At 73.8% G+C, this 20,204-nt stretch carries 18 protein-coding genes and 1 rRNA gene; 10 read left to right on the top strand and 9 right to left on the bottom strand.

The features are described from left to right. Positions 1 to 10: 10 nt before the first annotated feature. Positions 11 to 127, top strand: a 5S ribosomal RNA gene (gene rrf / locus ABFX46_RS07975). A gap of 77 nt (positions 128 to 204) precedes the next feature. Here rrf and ABFX46_RS07970 read toward each other — a convergent pair. Beyond that, positions 205 to 1,155, bottom strand: coding sequence for a LysR family transcriptional regulator (locus tag ABFX46_RS07970; RefSeq protein ID WP_346040678.1), 951 nt, complete (start codon positions 1,153 to 1,155; stop codon positions 205 to 207). A 123-nt stretch (positions 1,156 to 1,278) separates the two neighbouring features. Here ABFX46_RS07970 and ABFX46_RS07965 point away from each other — a divergent pair, with 123 nt between their 5' ends. Further along, the gene (locus tag ABFX46_RS07965; RefSeq protein ID WP_346040677.1) at positions 1,279 to 2,529 is read left to right on the top strand and encodes an MFS transporter; all 1,251 of its coding nucleotides are present in this window, start codon (positions 1,279 to 1,281) and stop codon (positions 2,527 to 2,529) included. 61 nt (positions 2,530 to 2,590) lie between these two features. On the opposite strand, the gene ABFX46_RS07960 is transcribed toward ABFX46_RS07965, so the two are convergent. Then, positions 2,591 to 3,088 carry an FBP domain-containing protein gene (locus tag ABFX46_RS07960; protein WP_346040676.1) on the bottom strand — a complete coding sequence of 166 codons (498 nt, stop codon included), beginning with the start codon at positions 3,086 to 3,088 and terminating at the stop codon, positions 2,591 to 2,593. A gap of 72 nt (positions 3,089 to 3,160) precedes the next feature. On the opposite strand from ABFX46_RS07960, the gene ABFX46_RS07955 reads away from it, so the two are divergent. Beyond that, complete coding sequence (locus tag ABFX46_RS07955) at positions 3,161 to 3,730, top strand: TetR/AcrR family transcriptional regulator (protein WP_346040675.1); 570 nt, start codon at positions 3,161 to 3,163, stop codon at positions 3,728 to 3,730. A gap of 7 nt (positions 3,731 to 3,737) precedes the next feature. Here the strand turns inward: ABFX46_RS07955 and ABFX46_RS07950 are convergent, their stop codons facing one another. The 4 genes from ABFX46_RS07950 to ABFX46_RS07935 form a co-directional block, all read right to left on the bottom strand. Continuing rightward, complete coding sequence (locus ABFX46_RS07950) at positions 3,738 to 5,390, bottom strand: DNA repair helicase XPB (protein WP_346040704.1); 1,653 nt, start codon at positions 5,388 to 5,390, stop codon at positions 3,738 to 3,740. Positions 5,391 to 5,633: 243 nt separating this feature from the next. Then, entirely contained in the window at positions 5,634 to 6,062 is a 429-nt protein-coding gene (locus tag ABFX46_RS07945; protein ID WP_346040674.1) for a hypothetical protein, read from the bottom strand. Positions 6,063 to 6,176: 114 nt separating this feature from the next. Next, complete coding sequence (locus tag ABFX46_RS07940; RefSeq protein WP_346040673.1) at positions 6,177 to 8,543, bottom strand: helicase-associated domain-containing protein; 2,367 nt, start codon at positions 8,541 to 8,543, stop codon at positions 6,177 to 6,179. A 119-nt stretch (positions 8,544 to 8,662) separates the two neighbouring features. Continuing rightward, positions 8,663 to 9,280 carry a TetR/AcrR family transcriptional regulator gene (locus tag ABFX46_RS07935; RefSeq protein ID WP_346040672.1) on the bottom strand — a complete coding sequence of 206 codons (618 nt, stop codon included), beginning with the start codon at positions 9,278 to 9,280 and terminating at the stop codon, positions 8,663 to 8,665. A gap of 206 nt (positions 9,281 to 9,486) precedes the next feature. Here ABFX46_RS07935 and ABFX46_RS07930 point away from each other — a divergent pair, with 206 nt between their 5' ends. Beyond that, positions 9,487 to 9,969: a GNAT family N-acetyltransferase gene (locus tag ABFX46_RS07930; protein ID WP_346040671.1), complete on the top strand. Its 483-nt coding sequence runs from the start codon at positions 9,487 to 9,489 to the stop codon at positions 9,967 to 9,969. A 9-nt stretch (positions 9,970 to 9,978) separates the two neighbouring features. Here ABFX46_RS07930 and ABFX46_RS07925 read toward each other — a convergent pair whose 3' ends face one another. Next, positions 9,979 to 10,434, bottom strand: coding sequence for a hypothetical protein (locus tag ABFX46_RS07925; protein ID WP_346040670.1), 456 nt, complete (start codon positions 10,432 to 10,434; stop codon positions 9,979 to 9,981). A 238-nt stretch (positions 10,435 to 10,672) separates the two neighbouring features. On the opposite strand from ABFX46_RS07925, the gene ABFX46_RS07920 reads away from it, so the two are divergent. Together ABFX46_RS07920 and ABFX46_RS07915 are read left to right on the top strand one after the other, a co-directional pair. Next, positions 10,673 to 11,326 (top strand): HAD family hydrolase, encoded by a 654-nt coding sequence (locus tag ABFX46_RS07920; protein ID WP_346040669.1) that lies wholly within the window; start codon positions 10,673 to 10,675, stop codon positions 11,324 to 11,326. Positions 11,327 to 11,484: 158 nt separating this feature from the next. Next, on the top strand, positions 11,485 to 11,880 hold the full coding sequence (locus ABFX46_RS07915) for a cold-shock protein (protein WP_131944650.1): 396 nt from the start codon (positions 11,485 to 11,487) through the stop codon (positions 11,878 to 11,880). Positions 11,881 to 11,895: 15 nt separating this feature from the next. On the opposite strand, the gene ABFX46_RS07910 is transcribed toward ABFX46_RS07915, so the two are convergent. Continuing rightward, positions 11,896 to 13,296 (bottom strand): MFS transporter, encoded by a 1,401-nt coding sequence (locus ABFX46_RS07910; RefSeq protein WP_346040668.1) that lies wholly within the window; start codon positions 13,294 to 13,296, stop codon positions 11,896 to 11,898. Positions 13,297 to 13,455: 159 nt separating this feature from the next. Here ABFX46_RS07910 and ABFX46_RS07905 point away from each other — a divergent pair, with 159 nt between their 5' ends. Both ABFX46_RS07905 and ABFX46_RS07900 read left to right on the top strand, forming a co-directional pair. Further along, positions 13,456 to 14,313, top strand: a complete 858-nt coding sequence (locus tag ABFX46_RS07905) for a DUF3027 domain-containing protein (protein ID WP_346040667.1) — start codon at positions 13,456 to 13,458, stop codon at positions 14,311 to 14,313. Position 14,314: 1 nt separating this feature from the next. Further along, positions 14,315 to 17,377, top strand: coding sequence for a sacsin N-terminal ATP-binding-like domain-containing protein (locus tag ABFX46_RS07900; RefSeq protein WP_346040666.1), 3,063 nt, complete (start codon positions 14,315 to 14,317; stop codon positions 17,375 to 17,377). 25 nt (positions 17,378 to 17,402) lie between these two features. Here ABFX46_RS07900 and ABFX46_RS07895 read toward each other — a convergent pair whose 3' ends face one another. Continuing rightward, complete coding sequence (locus tag ABFX46_RS07895; protein WP_346040665.1) at positions 17,403 to 17,738, bottom strand: DUF2530 domain-containing protein; 336 nt, start codon at positions 17,736 to 17,738, stop codon at positions 17,403 to 17,405. Between the two features lie 155 nt (positions 17,739 to 17,893). Here ABFX46_RS07895 and ABFX46_RS07890 point away from each other — a divergent pair, with 155 nt between their 5' ends. Together ABFX46_RS07890 and ABFX46_RS07885 are read left to right on the top strand one after the other, a co-directional pair. Continuing rightward, entirely contained in the window at positions 17,894 to 18,361 is a 468-nt protein-coding gene (locus ABFX46_RS07890) for a MarR family transcriptional regulator (RefSeq protein ID WP_131944645.1), read from the top strand. A 64-nt stretch (positions 18,362 to 18,425) separates the two neighbouring features. Beyond that, positions 18,426 to 20,171 (top strand): MFS transporter, encoded by a 1,746-nt coding sequence (locus ABFX46_RS07885; protein ID WP_428831219.1) that lies wholly within the window; start codon positions 18,426 to 18,428, stop codon positions 20,169 to 20,171. Positions 20,172 to 20,204 lie beyond the last annotated feature (33 nt).

Below are 20,204 nucleotides of genomic sequence, written 5' to 3'. Positions count from 1 at the left end.
CGTTGAGGCGTTCGGTGGTTTTGGCGAAGGGGAAACACCCGGTCCCATCCCGAACCCGGAAGTTAAGCCCTTCAGCGCCGATGGTACTGCATGGGAGACTGTGTGGGAGAGTAGGACGCCGCCGGACATATATTGCAGAATGGCCCCGCCGACACCGGCGGGGCCATTCTCATTTCGACGGCGAGATGGCCTCGTCCCAGAACGTCACTGGTCGGCGCTGCGGCGTGCCGTCCTCGCCCAGGACGGGAGCCAGACCGGCCCGGGAGGCGGCGCCAGGCTCGCGAAGTGGTTGATGACCGCCCGAAGTCCCGGATGCGGATTGGTCCTCGGGAGCATGAGGTGGAGCGGGTAGGCGAGCGTCGGTTCCACGATCGGGATGCGGCGAAGGTCGTAGTTCGCCGGCCAGATGTACCGGTCGCGGGCGCCTACGAGGGTCGCGACGTCCGAGGAGTCCGCGAGGGCGTCGAGGAGGACCTCGTTGCCGAAGTTCGGCCCCGTCGCATCGACGCGGAGGTCGAAGGCGGTGACGAGTTCGTCGTAGAACTCCGCCCATTCGCTTCGCGGCACGATGCCGGGTACCCAGATCCGCAGTTTGCGCAGCCGGTCCGGTGTCAGCGTCCGGGCGGAGGCGAGCGGGTGACGCGGCCCGACGAGCAGTTCCAGCGGGGAGTCGAAAGCGCGGACCATCTGCACGTCCCGCGGCAGCGTGGCCGGATCGGTGACGGTACGGAATGAGGCGTCCACATCGCCCGCCTGGACGGCGGCCGCCGCCACATGGGGGTCGTCGACCTTGAGTGTCACTACGTCGAGGTCGATTCCGGGATTCGATCGCCAATAGTCGTGCAGAATGACGGCCTGCGCGCTTCGCAAGCCCAGAACGTCGATCCGAAGGGCCCGTGAGCCCGGCCTCACCGCGGTGACGGCGCGATCCACACCCGCGACGATGCTCCGCGCATGGGGGAGGAACACCTGGCCGTCGAGCGTCAGCTCGACCCCTCGGGCGGTACGGGTGAACAGGCGCACCGCCAGCTCGCGTTCGAGGGAGGCGATCCGCTTCGACACCGCCTGCTGTGTCACACCGAGCTCGTCGGCCGCATGCTGCAACTGCCCGAGCTCGGCCGCCCGGACGAACGACCGCACCGCTTCGCTGTCCATTGAGCCAGCGTAGGTGCGCACAACTCACCGTTGTGGCTCGCCGGGGCGCGGTTGTTTGAACGCCTTGTGGCATCGCTGCTGTGCTTCAACAGCCCAACTGCCGGTTGTCCGTGAGGGAGTCATGTGCGCGTGAAGCTGGGGGCCGGTTTCGGCTGGCTGTGGTCGGCCTACGCCGTCAGCACGTACGGCACGTGGCTCGCTTTCGGCGCGTTCCCTCTGATCGCGGTCCAGGTGCTGCACGCGCCGGCATTCGCCGTCTCGCTCCTCGAAGCCGCCGGGCTCGCCGTCGCGGCGATCGTCGCGCTTCCCCTCGGGCCGTGGGTCGAGCACCGGGCCAAGCGCCCCGTGATGATCGGGATGGACCTGGTCCGCTTCGCCGCGATGGCGAGCATTCCGCCGGCGTACTTCCTCGGCCTGCTGTCCTACGTCCAACTGCTGGTCGTCTCGGTCGTCTCCGGAACCGCGAGCATCGCGTTCACCGCCGCATCGGGCGCGTACCTGAAGTACCTCGTCCGAAGCGAGCATCTCCTCGTCGCGAGCGGGAGGTTCGAGGGCACGAGCTGGGCGGCGACCGCGGTGGGCCCGCCGCTCGGCGGTGCGCTCATCGGGCTGCTCGGCCCGGTCGTCACGATCCTGGCCGACGCCTTCAGCTACCTGCTGTCGGCGCTCGCGGTCCGCCGCATCCGCGGGGGCGACGTCGCGGCGCCCCGCGACGCGTCCACCCGGTTGCGTGCGGCCGACCTGCTGGACGGCTGGCGCTTCATCTTCGACGACCGCGTGCTGCGGCGCCTGTTCCTCAACTCGGTCCTGGTCGGCGGCCTGATCATGGCCACCTCTCCGCTCGTGGCCGTCCTCCTGCTGGGCGAGTACCGCTTCACGGCGTGGCAGTACGGTCTGGCCTTCGGCATCCCGGCGGTCGGCGGCTTCGTGGGCGCTCGCCTCTCCGCGCGCCTCGCGGAGCGTTACGGCCGGCACCGCGTCATGATCGTCTCCGGCTGGCTGCGGTCGGTCTTCCCGCTCGGTCTCGCGTTCGTCCACCCGGGCGTCACCGGGCTGATCACCGTGATCATCGTCGAGGGGCTGCTGATCGCGTGCATGGGCGTCTTCAACCCGATCTACGCCACGGAACGTCTGCAGCGGACGCCGGTGAGCCATACCGCCCGGGTCCTCAGCGCATGGAGCGTCAGCAGCAAACTCTCGCAGGCCGGCTTCATGGTGGTGTGGGGCGTCCTGGCCACCTTCACGGGTCCGCTGGCGGCGATCACGATCTCAGGCGTTCTCCTGCTCGCCACCCCGCTCCTGCTGCCCCAGCGGACACCCGCGGTGGACGATCCCGAACCCGCCCGGCCGGCCGAAGACGTCCCGGCCGCCTGATTCACCGTGATGCCCACCCGGTTCGCCCTCCCGCCCGAAGCCGTCGCCTGTGGTGGACGGGTCAGCGGGTCACCTTGTCCAGGAACGCGTGCAGGTTCACGAGGACGCGCGCCACCTTCTCGTCCAGGCTGAGTGACTCGTCAAGCCCGCTGCCCGCGACGGACTGCTTCTTGCCGCGGACGTACAGGGAGCAGTCGAGGTCGGTGCACATGTACTGCCCGACCGAGTTGCCCTGGCGCCCGGCCTCGCCGGTCCGGCGCGCGGTCATCAGGGCCACGCCGCCGCCGGTGCGGGTGGTCAGGCACAGCGAGCACATGCTGCGCGAGGTGAAGCCCCGGGACGCCCCGGACGCGACGCGCAACGAGAGGCCCACCAGGCGGTCATCGCGCTCGGTGACGAGATACGCCCGTCCGGGTGCGCCCGGGTCCTGCCAGCCGAGGAAGTCGAGGTCGTCCCAGGGGAGGTCGGCGAAGTCCTTGGGCAGGTCGAGGCGCTTGGCCTCGCCCTTGGAGCAGTTGACGAAGGACGTGCGGACGTCGTGTTCGGTGAGCGGTTTCATGGGCTGCGAGGCTAATCTTCCTAAGGGCCTTAGGCAAATGCTTTAATAGTGTAGGCGGACAGGAAGGGTGCCATGGCACGCGCGGGAGTGACCGTCGACCGCCTGACCCGGGCGGCGGCGGAGCTGGCCGACGAGGTCGGCTTCGACAAGGTGACCGTCGCGGCGCTCGCGCGCCGGTTCGGTGTCAAGGAGGCGAGCCTCTACTCGCACATCAGGAACGCGCACGACCTGAAGACCCGGGTGGCGCTGCTCGCGCTGGCCGAGCTCGCCGACGAGGTCGCCGCCGCGGTGGCCGGGCGCGCCGGCAAGGACGCGCTGGTGGCCTTCGCGGGCGCATACCGCGGCTACGCCAAGCGGCATCCCGGCCGGTACGCGGCCGCCCGGATGGAGCTCGACCTCGAAACCGCGCGCGCGAGCGCCGCGGGACGGCACGCGGAGATGACGCGGGCGATCCTGCGCGCCTACGATCTGCCGGAGCCCGACCAGACCGACGCCGTGCGGATGCTGGGCAGCGTGTTCCACGGCTACGTCAGCCTGGAGACCGCCGGCGCCTTCCAGCACCACCCGCGCGACGTGGAGGCGTCCTGGCAACGGACCCTGGACGCCCTCGACAGCGCCCTCAGGAACTGGCCCAAGCCCTGACGAGCCCCTAGAAGTCCTTGCCGGCGAGGACGGTGTCGGCGTCCACGATGCGGTACGCGTACCCCTGTTCGGCGAGGAAGCGCTGCCGGTGGGCGGCGTAGTCCTGGTCGAGGGTGTCGCGGGCGACGACCGCGTAGAAGCGGGCCCCGGCCCCCGATGCCTTGGGCCGCAGCAGGCGTCCCAGCCGCTGCGCCTCCTCCTGCCGCGACCCGTAGGCCCCCGACACCTGGACGGCGACGGACGCCTCTGGCAGGTCGATGGAGAAGTTCGCCACCTTCGACACGACCAGCACGTTGATCTCGCCCGAGCGGAACGCGTCGAAGAGGCGTTCCCGTTCGCGCACGCGGGTCTCGCCCTTGATGACGGGGGCGTCCAGGAGCGCTCCGAGCTCGTCGAGCTGGTCGATGTACTGGCCGATGACGAGCGTCTGCTCGCCGCGGTGCCGGTCGACCAGCGCCTTGATGAGCTTGGTCTTGGTGTCGGTGGTGGCGCAGAAGCGGTAGCGCTCCTCCGGTTCGGCGGTCGCGTAGGCGAGGCGCTCGGAGTCGGTGAGGGTGACGCGGACCTCGACGCAGTCGGCCGGGGCGATCCACCCCTGCGACTCCATGTCCTTCCACGGCGCGTCGTAGCGCTTCGGCCCGATCAGGGAGAACACGTCGCCCTCGCGGCCGTCCTCCCGGACGAGGGTGGCGGTGAGGCCGAGCCGGCGGCGCGCCTGCAGGTCGGCGGTCATGCGGAAGATCGGCGCGGGCAGCAGATGGACCTCGTCGTAGACGACCAGGCCCCAGTCGCGGGCGTCGAAGAGCTCCAGGTGCGTGTAGGCGCCCTTCCGCCGCGTCGTCATGATCTGGTACGTGGCGATCGTGACCGGCCGGATCTCCTTCTTCGTGCCGGTGTACTCGCCGATCTCGTCCTCGGTGAGGGACGTGCGCCGCAGCAGCTCCTGCTTCCACTGGTGCGCCGACACGGTGTTGGTCACGAGGATCAGCGTGGTCGCCTGTGCGCGGGCCATGGCGGCCGCGCCGACGATGGTCTTGCCCGCGCCGCAGGGCAGCACGACGACGCCGGAGCCGCCGTGCCAGAACGCCGACGTGGCGTCCTCCTGGTAGGAGCGCAGCCGCCAGCCGTCCTGGACGAGGGAGATCGCGTGGGCCTCGCCGTCCACGTAGCCGGCGAGGTCCTCGGCGGGCCAGCCGAGCTTGAGCAGCGCCTGCTTCAGGGCGCCGCGCTCGCTCGGGTGGACGGCGACCGCGTCGTCGCCGACGCGGTCGCCGATCATCCCCTTGACCTTCTTGGCCCGCAGGACCTCCTCCAGCACCGACCGGTCGGAGGACGACAGGATGAGCCCGTGCACCGGGTCCTTCTCCAGCCGGAGCCGCCCGTACCGCGCCATCGTGTCGGCGACGTCCACCAGCAGGGCGTGCGGGACGGGGTAGCGGGAGTACCTGATCAGCGTGTCGACGACCTGCTCGGCGTCGTGCCCGGCGGCGCGGGCGTTCCACAGCGCGAGCGGCGTCACCCGGTAGGTGTGGACGTGCTCGGGCGCCCGTTCCAGTTCGGCGAACGGGGCGATCTCCTTGCGGCAGGCGCCGGCCAGCTCGTGGTCGACTTCCAGCAGCAGGGTCTTGTCGGACTGGACGATGAGCGGACCGTCGGTCAAAGCAGAAGCCCCCGTCGCGAAGCGGATGGTCGATGCCACGTCCGGACACCCGTTGCCGCACGCTACCCCAGGCACGGCGGCGCGTCGTGCGATCCGGACGGGAACGCATCCTTCAACGGCGCCGGCGGCTCCGCTCTTCCCGAGGGCCCCGTCTTCCCGAGGGGCCCGTCTTCCCGAGGGCCCGCCTTCACGGGGCCCGCCTTCACGGGGCTCGCCTTCGCGGAGCTTGGGCGGCCTGGGGAGTTAGATGCCGGAGCCGGAGTCGTAGCCCGAGTCGGCCCGGAGCATGATGACGACGTACAGGATCCCGAGGATGATCCCGCAGAGGATCGAGAGGCCGAACAGGATCCAGCCCGCGACGGTCAGCTTGCGCGCCGACTCCGGGTTGGTGTCGACGCGGCTCATCGCGATCGCGGCCACGATGGCGCCCGGGATGCCGAGGATGCCGCAGCACAGCAGCACGCTGGCGATGTTGCAGACCAGGCACGCGGTGGTGGAGCCGCTGCTCCGCTGCCGGACGGGCACGCCCGGGGGCCCGTAACCGTAGCCGTAGCCGAGCGGCTGCGGTTGAGGCTGCGGCTGCGGACCGCCGGGATACGGTGATCCGCTCCAGCCCTGCTGCGACCCGTACGGGTCCTGCCAGCCGGGCGGGTTGCCGCCGTATCCGCTCACGGGCGGGCCTCCTCCGCTCACCGATGGGACCTCAAGACTAGGACCTCCGGACGCCGCCGCGGGTTCCATCGCACGGAAGATCACGGCCCGCGCCCCGCACCCGCCCGGACGGCGCTACGTGGCGGTGTCGCCGTCCAGTTCGGAGACGCCGGTGATGCGGTGGAGGGCGAAGCGGTGCACGGCCGCGCGGGTGGCGTCGTAGCCGGTCAGGAAGCCGCCCTCGACGCGGACGGGCTCCACGATGCGGCTGGACGCCTGGCCCTGCTGGTCGAGGTAGCCGATCCAGACGCGCCCGCCGCGGTCGACGGCGGCGCGGAGCAGCTCGATGGTGGCCATCGCGGGCGAGCGGGGCGGTTCGCCGGCCGGCGCCTGCCGGGCGTGCTCGGCGCCGTGCCGGGACGCCTCGTCGCCGGCCCGCAGCGCCCGCACCGCGGCGGAGATCATCGAGCTGTCGGTGCGGGAGTCGGGGCGGAGCCGGACGATCTCGGCGGTCGGCGGCGGGTCGGCGCGCTGCGCGTCCGGCCGGGTGACGATGACGCCGCCGCCGGGCGCCTCGGCGACCGGCGCGAAGCCCATGGCGCGCAGGGCGTCCAGCAGGTCGGCGCGCTGCAGCCCGGACGCGAGGACGGTCGGCGCCAGCCGGTGCAGCCGCAGCGGCTCGGCGCGCCGGTCGGCGAGGATCTCGTCGAGCGTCGCGGCGGAGTCGGTGCGGACGTAGGACGACAGGGCGCCGACGCGCAGGTGCCCGTGCCGGCGGGCCACGTCGTCGATGAGGTAGGTGAGCGGCTGCGGCAGCGGGGTCGCGGAGTGCCGGGTCAGCAGGTCGGTGATGTCGGCGGCGGACCGTCCCGCGTCGAGGGCGCGGCGGACCGACTCGGGCGTGAACCGGTAGACGGTGGCGCCGCCGGTGGACTCGACGTCGGCGGTGAGCGCCAGCTCGCGGGCGAGGTCGGTGACGAGCGGGCCGGGCGCGATCGCGGTCAGGTCGGCCTGGATGAGGATCTCGTCGACGGGCGCGGGCAGGTACTTCTCCAGCGCCGGTTCGGGGTCGTCGCCGGCGAGCAGGTCGCGGGCGAACGGGACGAGTTCGCCGAACCCGGTGAGGCCGAGCGCGGCGGCCTCGCGCAGCGTCCAGCCGAGCAGCCGCTCGCGGGTCGGGCCGCCGCGGCGGGGCCGCAGCCAGCCGAGCCGGGTGCGCAGCGCGTCCTCGTCGACGAGCTCGCCGCGGCCGGCGCCGGCGAGGACGTCCAGGATTTCGCGGCGGGTGGCGGGGGCGCTGGAGCGGACCATCGCCTCGCTGAGCGCGTTGATCAGCCGGTCGCGGTCGTCGCGGTCGCCGGCCAGCCCGGCGGCGCGGTCGGACTTCAGCCAGCCGCGGGCCAGCTCCGTCCAGCGGCCGGCGGTGTCGCGCATCAGCCACAGGTCGTAGGCGGGGGTGGGCAGCCATTCGCCGTCGAGGTCGCCGCTGCGGGTGAGCAGCCCGGCGGCGTAGGCGATCTCGACGAGCAGGGCCGCCTTCCACTCGGGGACGTCCAGCAGGGTCGCCGCGGTGCGTAGATCGCGGACGGCGAGGCCGCCGCTGCGCAGGACGGGCGGCGGGTCGAGGCCCCAGCGTTCGAGGATCTCCTCGATGAGGCGGACGGCGCCCGCGGCCTCGCCCGCCGCGGCGCGGACCACGACGTCCTCGGGGCGCGGCTCGCCCGGCCGGGCCGGGAGCGGCGGCGGTTCGGCGGGCACGTCCCGGACGAGCCGGCCGGCGCGCAGGTGCAGCGCGACCTCGCGCGGCAGGGTGACCGTGCGGTCGTCCTCGGCGGCGAGGAGGCCGCGGGCGAGGAGCCGCTCGATGGGGGTGGTCGCGGTGCCGATCCGGACGGGGCGGCGCGCGTCGGCGACCCGTCCGACGGGCGGCCCCCAGGCCAGCTGGTCGAGGGCGGCGCGCGCCTCCGGGCCGGCGTCCTCGATGAGCGCGGCCGGGTCCGCCAGCAGCTCGGCGAGCCGGCGCAGGAGGCGCGCGGAATCGGGGAACCCGCGCGGCGCCGCCCCCTCCAGGTCGGTGATCAGGTCGGTGAGCCGCTCGGCGGGGTAGCCGGCGAAGACCTCCTGGACGGGCGGGCCGAGCCCGGCCGGGTGCGGGAGCGCCTGCCGGACGCCGGGCGCGGCGGCGGGCGTCCCGCCGCCCCAGGCGAGCCCGTAGCGGCGCAGCGTGCCGAGCGCCCGCTCGACCTGCGCGGACGTCGCGCCGAGGCCGGCCGCGAGCGCGTCCGCAGTCGGCGCGGGCAGCACGATGAGGCATTCGAGGACGGCGAGCGTGAAGCGGTCGAGCCGGTCGAGCGCGCGGGACACCGCGGCGGGCGTCGCGGCGCGGGCGGCGAGCGCGGTCAGGTCGGCGGGGACGGGCGCGAGCAGCTCCGGACGCGCGGACAGCAGCGCGCGAAGCTCGTCGTCGCCTCGCCCGCGCAGCCAGTCCGCGTACGTTTCCATGCCGTTCCCCAACCTTATGTCGCGTGCACGCCGCGATGACGCGGGACTCCAGGGTAGGAGCCCGCGGAACGTGCCCGGCGCCGGCGGGGGCCGCGCCGTCGCAGGTCAGGCGCCGCGGGTCAGGTGGCGGGCGTCCGCTCCAGGTGCACCAGCCCGAGACCGAGCCGCGCCCAGCTCTCCACGAACCGCTTCTCGTCGATGCGGGTCGGCGGTTCGTACATCGACTCGTTCGCCAGCCAGTAGTTCACCACCGCGCCGCCGAGGATGGAGGCGATCGCGGGCCAGTCCTCGCCGGAGCCCTCGAACTCGGGCTGCTCGGACAGCCAGGTCGCGATCCCGTCGTACAGCGGGTTGACGATGCCCTCGCGCATCTCCGCGACCAGGTTCGGGAACTGGTCGAGGTCGCGGAACAGCACCCGGATGAGGTCCTGCTCCTCGCGCATCTTGGCGAGGCCCGCCTGGCACGTCATGCGCAGCCGGATCTCCAGCGGGCGGTCCTCGAAGACGGTGGCGTTGCTGAGGACGTCGCTGATCTGCCGGCGGGTCCGCTCGATGTGCTCGCGGATGGCGGAGGCGAGCACCTCCTCCTTGGACCGGAAGTGCCGGTAGAGGCCGCCCGCGCCGGGGGACAGGCCCGCCGCGGCCTCGATCTCGGCGACCGACGTGGCCGCGTAGCCCCGGTCGGCGAACAACCGGAGCGACTCGGACACGATGCGCTCGCGCGTGGATGGCGTCATGGTGATGAATTCCTCCGGAAGAACACTAAGGCATGTTGGGGCCGCGGGCCGCCGCCTCCGCGCCGCACGCCCCGATTCCGGGGGTGCGCCCCCGTCCGGGACGCGGCGCGCCCGGATCCGGGATGCGCCTCGTCCGGGGGCGCGGGGGACTAGAGTTCGTGCCGCACGCCCCGTCGCCGGAAGGGGCGTCGCCGGAAAGGTCGACGATGTTCAAGTCTCCGCGGAAGGCGGCGGGCGGGGAGTTCCTGCCCGAGGACTTCGTGGTGCCCACGCTGGTGGCGGGGCCCGACTTCCAGATCCGCCCGATCACCGTGCACGACGTGGTGAAGGACTACGGCGCCGTGATCGGCAGCCTGGACCGGCTGGCCGGCCGGTTCGGGCCCGAGTGGGGGTGGCCCGACAGCGAGTTCACCTTCGAGCAGGCGCTGATCGACGTCGCGTGGCTGCAGAAGCAGGGGCAGCTGCGGCGCTCGTTCAGCTACGTCGTGATCACCCCGGACGGGGAGCGGCAGCTCGGCCGCATCCATGTGGCGCCGTCCGACGAGCCGGGCTCGGACGCCGTCGTGGTGTTCTGGGTCCGCGCGGACGAGGAGAACTCCGTCCTGGAGAAGGAACTGGAGGCGTTCGTCCGCCAGTGGGTGACGACGGCCTGGCCGTTCGAGAACGTCCGCTTCCCGGGCCGCGACTAGTCCAGGCGGCTAGTCCAGGCGGCGGACGAGGCCGACGAGGGCCCGGCCGATCACCAGGTAGACGAGGGCCGCCAGGCCGTAGTTGACGGCGACCTCCGTCTTGTGGTCGGCGGGCTGGAAGACGTCCTTGAACTGCCAGCACAGGTCGGTGGCGCGGTCGCCGAACCAGCGGACGAGGTCGTTCGCCGTGTTCGCCTCGAACGCCACGAACACGATGTGCACGGCCAGGATCAGCACGACGAGCGTGGTCACGACGGAGATCGCGGTGGCGATCGCGCCGGCGGTGCGGCGCCGTGCCCCGGTGGTGCGGTCCCGCAGCGAGCGCCGGACGCGGGGGGCGCGGTGGTCACCGCCCGGCTCGGTGCGCGTCATGCCGTGCTCCTGGGTGCGCGCGTGGGCGGCCTCCCGGGCGGGCTCCGGGGCGGGCGGCGCCTGGTCGACCGGCCGGTCGGGGTTGTCTGCCATGTGCGGCCTCCTTCGCCGGGGCACCGGGGCTGTGCCGGGGGGCGGACGGCGGAGTGATCGTCCTTGGGGTCGGGGTGGGGTGTTCGGGGACTGCGTTTTCCCTGGTCAGCTGGTTTGTGGTCGGGGCCTCGGGTATATCGAGACCACGGTCCCGTGCTCTCCTACTCGGATCCCGTCGCATCGCCACTACCAGGAGAGCGCGGGTCCTTTCATGTGTCCAGCCCCTTACCCTGTGGGCGTGCTCGATCTCGAACCCCCCGAATCCCCCGGCGCGGCCGCCCGCGCGTCCTTCGCCGTCGGCTTCGACCTCGACCTGACCCTGGCCGACACGCGGGCCGCGATCGGCGCCGTGTACGCCGCGCTGGCCGCCGAGACGGGCGTCCCGATCGACACCGAGGCCGTGGTCGGACGCATCGGGCCGCCGCTGGAGGAGGAGCTGGCCTACTGGTTCCCGGCGGACGAGGTGCCCGCGATGGCCGCCCGGTACCGGGCGATCTATCCCGACGTCGCGATCCCGGCGACCGTCCTCATGCCGGGCGCCGCCGCCGCGCTGGACGCGGTTCGGGGCAGGGGCGGGCGCGTGGTGGTCGTGTCGGGCAAGAACCAGGCCGACACCGAGCGCACCGTCCGGTTCCTCGGCCTGCGGGTGGACGCCGTGGTGGGCGGGCTGTTCGGCGCGGAGAAGGGCGCGGCGCTGCGCGAGCAGGGCGCCCGCGCCTACATCGGCGACCACACCGGTGACGTGGACGCCGCGCGGGCAGCGGAGATCGTGGCGGTGGCCGTGGCGACCGGCGCGTTCGATTCGGCGGCCCTCACCGCCTACGGCGCGGACGTCGTCCTGCCGGACCTGCTGGCCTTCCCCGAGTGGCTCGGCGGATTCCGGGCAGCCTGATCTGCGCGGCGATATTCGGGTGCCGTCCGCGGACGTCCCGGATAGCGTCGGAGGCGTTGCCCCGCGGGCGTCGCGGCGGGTACCCGGCATGTTCACCGGCCCGTGGCGAGGCACTAATCTTGAGGGCGATTCAGGACGATTACCGAACGAGGTCTCCGGTGCCGACTGGCAAGGTCAAGTGGTACGACTCCGACAAGGGGTTCGGCTTCCTCACCCGCGATGACGGCGGGGAGGTCTTCGTGCACTCATCGGCGCTGCCGGGCGGCGTCACGACGCTGAGGCCGGGGCAGCGCATCGAGTTCGGCGTGGTGGAGGGCAGGCGCGGCCAGCAGGCCCTCCAGGTCCGGGTGCTGGAGTCGCTGCCGTCGGTGGAGAAGACCATCGCCAAGCAGCGGCGCAAGAAGCCGGACGAGATGGTCGTGATCACCGAGGACCTCATCAAGCTGCTGGACGGCATCTCCAACACCTACCGGCGCGGCAAGCACCCGGCCCCGGCGGAGGCGAAGAAGATCGCCACCGTGCTGCGGGCCGTCGCCGACGACCTGGCGCCCTGACCCGTGCCCTGAGGGTCAGGCGCGCATCTCCGGATGCGCGTCCTTGATCGTCGCGGCCGGGGCCGGACGGCGGCGGATGCGGCGGCGCGTCCCCGCCTGCCGGGAGACGAGCAGCCCGAACGCGACGGCGAGCGCGGCCGCGACGATCGCGAGCGCGACGCGCCCGTCCGCGACGATCGACATGCCGAGGCCGAGCAGCCCGCCCAGCACCCAGCTGAGCTGGTGCAGCGTCTCCGACACCGCGAACGTGGACGAGCGCATCTCCTCGCCGGTCTCGCGCTGCACGACCGCGTCCATGGACAGCTTGCCGAGCACTTGGCCGAGCCCGGCCGCGGTCGCCACGGCGAGGGCCGCCCACAGCCCGAAGAACGCGGCGCCCGCCGCGGTGACGCCGGTGACGGCGGCGAGCGTCGCCGACACGATGAACCGCGGCGCCCGCGCCTTCATCCAGGCGCCGAGCGCGGTGCCGAGCAGCCCGCCCGCGCCCGCGCACGCCGCCAGCAGGCCGAGCGCGACATGGTGGGACACCGGGTCGAAGCGCTCCTGCCGCAGCAGGAACGCCAGATAGATGATCAGGAAGCCGGAGAAGGCGCGCAGCACCGCGTTGGCCTCCATCGCCTCCGCGATGACGGGCCCGACGCGCGGGAAGGGCCGCCAGCGGCGCGCCCGGCTCGTGGCCGGTTCCGGCTGCGGGCCCTCTTCGGGGACGTCGATGTGCCCCGGCAGCCGCATCGTGAACACCACGCCCAGCAGGAACACCACGGTACCGATGCGCAGCACCCAGCCCGCCCCGATGAGCACGGCGAGCCCGGCCGCGACCGGCGCGGTGACCGACGCCGCGATCAGCCCCGCGAACGAGGCGCGCGCGTTCGCCGTCACCAGCGTGATCTCGTCCGGGAGGACGCGCGGGGTGACCGCCGCCCGCAGCACCCCGAACGCCTTCGACAGCACCAGCACGCCGAACGCGGCGGGCAGGAACGTGACCTGGTCGCCGTGCGGGAGCGCGCTCGCCATCGCCCAGCACAGCAGCGCCCGCATCACGAACGTGCTGGCGATCGCGTACCTGCGGACGTGCCTGGCACGGTCGAGCGCGGGCCCGATCAGCGGCGCGACCAGCGCGAACGGCGCCATCGTGACGACGAGGTAGAGGGCGACCTGGCCGCGCGCCTGGTTGACGTCCAGGCCGAAGAACAGCGTCCCGGCGAGCGCGACCGTGACCATGGCGTCGCCGGCGGAGTTGAACGCGGACGCCTCGATCAGGCTGCCGAGCCCGCTGCGGCCCGCGCCCTGGGCGTGCGTGACGCGGCGGGTGAGCCGGCCCGTCCCGAGCACGGCCGAGCGCGCCCCGCGCCCCGCCCGCGCGGCACCGCCGCGGACGGCGCGCAGGGACCGTCCGACCCTCGACCCGTCTGCCATGCGCCCTGATCTCTCCCAGCGGCCGTTCCGGCTCGGCACCGGGGTACGGCCATCGGAGTCCTCGCTTGAGGGTACGTTCCCCGCCGGAATGGAGGATCACCTGGCGTCCGCCGCCGGTCGGGTGTCCGGCCACGCCCCCGGATGGGCGAGAATTGAGGGGTGAGCCCACAGCGCCAGTCCAGCCCCGCGCGTCCCGCCGCCGCGCGCACCACGTCCGGGCCCGCCCGCCGGACCCGTACCCCCGCCGTCGACACCGCCTGCGCCGAGGCCGTCGACCTCGCCCGCGAGGCCGCCGAGGAGACGGCCCGGCCGCTCGGCGTCGGCGAGCACCTCGGCCTCCGCGCCGAGGCCGACCGGGTGGTCACGCACTATTTCGCGTGCCTCGACCCCGGGTACCGGGGCTGGCGGTGGGCGGTCACCGTGACGCGCGCGGCGCGCGCGAAGAACGTGACGGTGAGCGAGTGCGTGCTGCTGCCCGGCGACGAGGCGCTGCTCGCGCCGTCGTGGGTGCCGTGGCTGGAGCGGCTGCGCCCCGGCGACCTCGGCCCCGGCGACCTGCTGCCGACCGCGCCCGACGACGTCCGGCTCGCCCCCGGGTTCACCCAGGTCGACGACTCCACCGACCGCGAGGCCCAGTGGGAGCTCGGGCTCGGCCGCGTCCGGGTGCTGTCGCGGGAGGGCCGCGACGAGGCCGCGACCCGCTGGTACGAGGGCACCGCGGGGCCCCGCGCGCCGATCGCGGCGTCCGCGCCCGCCCAGTGCTCGACCTGCGGCTTCTTCGTCGGCCTGGCCGGTGAGCTGCGGCAGGTCTTCGGGGTCTGCGCCAACGAGTACGCGCCCGACGACGGCCGGGTGGTCTCCGCCGACCACGGGTGCGGCGCGCACTCCGAGGCCGTGTCGCTGCCGGCCGCGTCCGAGCACAACCCGCCGGTGATCGACGAGCTGGGCTACGAGATCGTCCCGGCCGCGGGCGAGGACGCCGCGCCCCTGGACGACGAGGCGCTCGGCCATAGCTGACATGCCGGACGCCTTCGGCACCGCGGCCCTCCGCGACCGCGTGCTGCGCGCCTGGGCCGAGTCCCCGGCGCGCTTCCGCGAGGACGCCAACGCCGAGGAGGACTACGCCCTCGGCGGCTACCGCGACCGCGTCGTCATCGAGCTGGCCCAGAACGCCGCCGACGCCGCGTCGCGCGCCGCCGTCCCGGGCCGGCTTCGGCTGACGTTGCGGACGTCCCCGGCGGGCGCCGTCCTGACCGCCGCCAACACCGGCGGCCCCCTGGACGCTGCCGGTGTGGAGGCCCTGTCGACCCTGCGGGCTTCCGCGAAGCGCGACGAGACGGGCGCGACCGGCCGCTTCGGGGTCGGCTTCGCCGCCGTCGTGGCCGTCAGCGACGCTCCTGGGATCGCGTCGGTCCTGCCCGCGGGTCCGGATGGTCACCGCGACGGCGGAGCCCCGCGCGATGACGCGCAGGGTGGCGAGTTGGCCGGTGGCCGGACGCGTGGCGGTGGGACGGCCGGGGTGGGCTGGTCCCGGGCGCGGGCTCGGGAGCTGGTCGAGGCGGTGCCCGCGCTCGCCGAGGAGGTGCAGCGGCGGGGCGGGCATGTGCCGTTGCTGCGGCTCCCCTTCCCGTTGGACGACGTGCCCTCCGTGCCGGAGGGGTTCGACACTGTTGTGCGGTTGCCGCTGCTAGAAGACGCGGTGGCGTCTGTGCAGCGGCAATTGGGGGACGTCGGGGCGGCGCTGATGCTGGCCCTGCCGGCCCTGGAGCAGGTTGAGATCGATGTTGACGGGGACGTCCGCCGCCTGACCGCCGAACGGCGTGGCAGCGGCGAGGTCGTCATCAACGGCGGCTCTTGGCGGACGGTCGAGGCGCATGGGGAGATCCCCGGCGCGCTCTTGCACGACCGTCCCGTGGAGGAGCGGGCGCGGCCGTTCTGGCAGGTCCGGTGGGCTCTGCCAGAGGACGTATGGCCCGACGGCATGCCGAGCGTCGTGCACGCGCCCACGCCGAGCGACGAGCGGCTGGACCTGCCCGCGCTGCTCATCGCGTCGTTCCCGCTCGCACCGGACCGGCGGCACGTCGCCCCCGGGGCCCTGACCGACTTCCTGGTGGAGCGGGCCGCCGAGAACTACGTGCGGTTGCTGGGCGAGCTGCCGGTGTCGCCGCGCGTGCTCGATCTCGTGCCGGGCCCGGTGGGCGCGGGCGAGCTCGACGCGCGGGTGCGGCGGGAGATCCGGGAGCGGTTGCCCGAGGCGCCGCTGCTGCCGCACCGGACGCGCGGCCGGGACGCGATCGCCGTGGACGCGCCCGCGCCGTTCGTCGAGGTGCTCGGGGGCCTCGGGGGTGAGGACGCCGTCGTCGGCGGGCTGCTGCCGCCGGAGTGGCCGGCGCGCAGCCCGGCGCTGGCGGCGCTCGGCGTGCGGCGGGTCGAGCTGGCCGACGTGATCGACGAGCTGGCCGCTGTGGACCGGGAGCCGGCGTGGTGGCACCGGGTGTACGGGGCGCTCGACGGGGCCGCGAGGGACGCGCTGGGCGCCCTGCCGGTGCCGCTGGCGGGCGAGGCGGGCCGGGTCGTGCGCGGGCCGCGCGGGCTGCTGATCGCCGACGGCGCCGACCCCGCCGGGCTGGACGTGCTCGGGCTGCGGTTCGTCCACCCCGAGGCCGTCCATCCGCTGCTGACGCGGCTCGGCGCGATCGAGGCCGGCCCGCGGACGGTGCTCGCCGATCCGGGGGTCCGGGCGGCCGTCGAGGAGTCGTTCGAGGCCGACGACCCGGACGCGGTCGCGGAGGCCGTGCTGGGCCTGGTCGGCGCCGCGCACGTCGATCCGGGCGATGAGCCGTGGCTGGCCGAGCTGGCCCTGCCGGGCGACGACGGGGAGCTCTACCCGGCGGGTGAGCTGCTGCTGCCGGAGAGCCCGCTGCGCGCCCTCATGGCCGACGACGCGCCGTTCGGCGTGGTGGACGGCGAGGTCCTGGAGCGGTGGGGCGCGGAAACGCTGACGGCCGTCGGCGTCCTGGACGGGTTCGCGCTGGCCAAGGCCGAAGACGTCAACCTCATGGGCCTCGCCGATGAGGTCGAGACCCTCGAACTGGACGACGAGGACCTCTGGGCCGACGACGCCCTGAGGCGGATCGGGCCGCAGGACCTCCCGCCCCTCGTCCCGGAGTTCGCGGCCGTCCGCGACCTGGAACTCGTCGATGACTGGGCGGCCGCGCTGAGGGTCCTGGCCGGGCCGCCGTGGCGGGCCGCGATCGTCGACCCCGCCCACGTGACCCTCCACAACGGGAGGCGCGTCGCCGTCCCGTCGTACACAGCGTGGTGGCTGGGGCGCCATCCGGTACTGGACGGACGCAGGCCGGGCGAGTTCCGCCTAGGCGGGGACGAGTCGCTGGCAGGGCTCTACGACATCGCCCCAGAGGGCCTGGACGAGCGGCTCCTGCTCGCCTTGGGCGTCCGCACCTCGCTGGAAGAACTCCTTGAGGAGCCGGGCGGCGCCCAAGAGCTGCTCGACCGGCTCGCCGAGCCCGACCGGCCGGTGACCCGTGCGCAGTCGGGCGTGCTGTGGACGGCCCTGGCCGACGCCGCCGACGCGGTCATCGAGCCACCCGAGCATGTGCGCGCCATAGTCGACGGTGAGGTCGAGGTCGTGGAGGCGGGGGACGCCCTCATCCTGGACAGCCCCGACCTCCTGCCGCTTCTCCAAGGGCAGCCGCTCATCATCGCTGCCCAAGGACGCGACGCACGCCTCGCCGAACTCCTCGATCTCCCGCCGGCCGGGGACGAAGTGCCGGGCGAGATCGAATCGGAGGGGGAGAAGCGCCCCGTACCGGACGTGGTCAGAGCCTTCCTGCCGGACGCGCCCGCCGACTACCTCGCCCACGATCGCCTCATCGTGGACGGCGAGGACGTCCCGTGGTGGACGAGAGACGGCGCCGTCCACGCGAGCGGCGTCCACGGCCTGGCGCGGGCGCTCGCCTGGTCCACCGGGAACTGGCGCGACCGGCTGCTGGTCGAGGCCGTCCTGCGCGCTCCTGAGTCCCTGCACGTCCTCCTGGCCGAAGCGGACCTGGAGCCCTAGCCGAGGGGGTCCTGGCCGAGGGGGCCTAGTCGACGCGCTCGCGGTCGTCGGCGGGCTCCGCCGGCCGGTCGCGCTCGACCGCCGGCGACGCCCCCGGCCCGTCGAGCGCGGCCCGGCGTTCGGCGGCGCGGGCGGCCTCCTGCCGGGCGCGCCCGGACTGGAGCCTCGGCACGTACCACACGGCGAACAGGCCGATCCCGATGCCGGCGACGCACACCCACGGCCACCAGCGGTCATCGGCGGGCAGGCCCACGATGAGCAGGGCGACGAGAGCGACCGCCCAGGCGGCCGTGCCCGCCGCCGCGATACGGACGTCGTTGGTCTGCATCGGCGGCGGATCCGGACGGCGCGCTCGGGTCATGCCCTCAGGCTACGTGGCACGGGCCGGGGAGTCTCCCCGCGGCCGGGGTGACGAGCGGCTCACCACCGGCCCCGGAACCGGCCGCCGGGACCGGAGGCGCGCATGCCGCGGGCGGCGTGGCAGCATGGGCAGCAGCACCCGGGAGACCAATGACGATGACAACCCCACCGATCCGCGGCCGTACGGCGTCCGCGCCGGGGCTGGCCGAGGAGCTGCGCATCTCGATCGCGCGGCTGACGCGCCGGCTCCGCACGCTGCGCGCGCCCGCGACCGGCGACGGCGGGCGCCCGCTGTCGCTCACGCAGTTCGCCGCGCTCGCCGCCATCGAGCGGCACGGATCGATGACGCCGCGCGAGCTGGCCGACCACGAGAAGGTGCAGCCGCCGTCGATGACCCGGGTGATCGCCTACCTGGAGGAGCGCGGGCTCGTCGTGCGCAGCCCGCATCCGACCGACGGGCGGCAGGTCGTGCTGAACGCGACCGACGAGGGCGCCGCCCTGCTCGCGGACGAGCGGCGCCGCAAGGAGGCGTGGCTGGCCCGCCGGCTCGCCGAGCTGACCGCCGACGAGCGGGAGATCCTGCGCCGCGCCGCGCCGATCATCGACCGGCTCAGCAGGTCCTGACCCCGGAGTGGTGTGGCTGTTCCTTGCCGGAATGCCGACGCCCCGATTACCGTTAGCTTTGATAATGACTTCTGCTAACGAAACACCCGACGAACCGGAGGGGGCCGCGGCGCGCGGCGCCCGCGGCCGGCGGCTCGTGCACCCGCCCCGCGCCGCCGCCGGCACCGCCGCCCCCGCCGCCCCGGCGACCGCGCCGGCGAACACCGCGACCAGCGTGCGCTCCCGCCGCCGCCCCGCCCCCGGCCACCCCGGCACCCGCGCGACCTTCACGGCCGCTCCCAAGACCCCCGGCTTCACCGCCGCCCCCGAGCCCGCTCCCGCGCCCGAGAGCACGGGCGCCGGACGGTCCGGCGAGGCGGCGCCGGTCGGGCCGGTGCCGCAGATTGATCGATCGGCGCAGTTCGAGCAGCGTGCGCCGGGTGATGAGTCTGCGGTCACCGGTGCCGCCGCGAAGGAGGACGGAACGTTCCACGATGGTCCTCCGCCCGCCCCGAAGGCCGACGAGCCTGCGGCGGACGAGCCCGAGGACGCGACGCGCGGCGGGATGTTCCGTTCGCTGCGGAACCGGAACTACCGGCTGTACGCCGCCGGGCAGGTCGTCTCCAACACCGGTACCTGGATGCAGCGCGTCGCGCAGGACTGGCTCGTCCTCGAACTGGCCCAGGGGAGCGGTACCGCGCTCGGCATCACCACCGGGCTCCAGTTCCTGCCGATGCTGCTGTTCGGGCTCTGGGGCGGCGTGATCGCCGACCGGTACCCGAAGCGGCGCGTCCTCGTGATCACCCAGATCTCCATGGGCGTGCTCGCGCTGATCCTCGGTCTGCTGGCGATCAGCGGCCAGGCGCAGGTCTGGCACGTGTACGTGCTGGCGTTCGGGCTCGGCGTCGCCACCGTCGTCGACAACCCGACCCGGCAGACGTTCGTGGTCGAGATGGTCGGCAAGCGCGACCTGCCGAACGCGATCGCGCTGAACAGCGCCACCTTCAACGGCGCGCGGCTGCTCGGCCCCGCCATCGCCGGGGTGCTCATCGCGCTGATCGGCACCGGGCCGGTGTTCCTCGTGAACGCGGCGTCGTTCGGTGCCGTCCTGTTCGGGCTCTCCGCGATGCGGGCGGACGAGCTGCGCGAGTCCCCGCCGGTCAAGCGGGCCAAGGGGCAGTTGCGCGAGGGGCTCCGCTACGTGCGCGGGCGCCGCGACCTGATGCTCGTCCTGATCCTCATCGGGTTCCTCGCGATGTTCGGCATGAACTTCAACATGACGGTCGCGCTGGTCGCCAAGGAGGTCTTCCACACCGACGCGTCCGCGTTCGGGCTCGCATCCAGCATGCTGGCGCTCGGCGCGCTCAGCGGCGCGCTGCTGGCGGCCAGGCGGGTCGCGAGGCCGCGGCTGCGGCTGCTGGTCGTCATGGGCCTGGTGTTCGGGACGCTGGAGGCCGTCACCGGACTCATGCCGACGTACTGGCTGTTCCTGGCGCTGCTCGTCCCGACCGGCATCGCGATGATGACGATCACGACGGCGGCGAACGCGACGATGCAGCTCGGCGTGTCCCCGGAGATGCGCGGCCGCGTGATGGCCCTGTACATGCTGGTGTTCCTCGGCACGAACCCGGTGGGCGCGCCCGCCATCGGATGGCTGGCCGAGCACTTCGGCGCCCGGATGAGCCTCGTCCTCGGCGGGCTGGTGTCGGTCCTCGCCGCGCTCGCCGTCGGTGCGCTGGCCGCCCGGGGCGAGGGCCTGGCCGGGCTGCGACGGATCCGGCGCGTGCGGCGGGTGCGGTCCGGCCGGAGGATGACCGGCGCCGCGGGATGAGCGGCCGATCCGCGTGACAACCGGTGCCGTCTG

The sequence above is a fragment of the Actinomadura chokoriensis genome (assembly GCF_039529475.1).
Classification (GTDB): Bacteria; Actinomycetota; Actinomycetes; order Streptosporangiales; family Streptosporangiaceae; genus Spirillospora; species Spirillospora bangladeshensis.
Note: the sequence above shows the minus strand (reverse complement) of the source record. Positions and strands in the feature narration are given on the sequence as shown.